The sequence below is a fragment of the Serratia sp. HNCC26DJ206 genome (genome assembly GCF_057180605.1).
The window spans coordinates 1-374 of record NZ_JBXUGP010000147.1; the positions used below are offsets into that span (position 1 = coordinate 1).

1 protein-coding gene is annotated in these 374 nt (G+C 56.7%); it reads right to left on the minus strand.

The genetic code is table 11. The features are described from left to right. The coding region (locus tag AC2A1E_RS24340) for a hypothetical protein (RefSeq protein ID WP_484385898.1) at positions 1–374 on the minus strand (374 nt) is incomplete at both ends.

The window sequence follows — 374 nt, forward strand, 5'->3', positions numbered from 1 at the left end:
CCCCTTCCAGGCTCGGAGAGACGTTCGGCGGCAGGTTGACACTCACCGTGCCGCCCCCGGTGGTATTGATGCTCGTGGCCGCAACGGTACCGCCAGAGGTTAATAACCCGCTGTTATCAATGATGTTATTGAAAATCAGCGTCCCGCCGTTCATTTCCAGCGCGCCGATATTCTGTACCCCATCACCGACCGAGGTGCGGCTGTTGTCCTCCAGGTTCAGCACGGTGTTGCTGTTACTGCTGGTGTTATTGTTCGACAGCTGGAACTGGGTGTTCTGCAGATTGACCTGCCCGGTGAACCCGGCGCCCACGTTGCTGCCAAAGTTGAACTGGTTATTGTTGGTATTGATATTCAACACGCCCGCGCCCAACAGG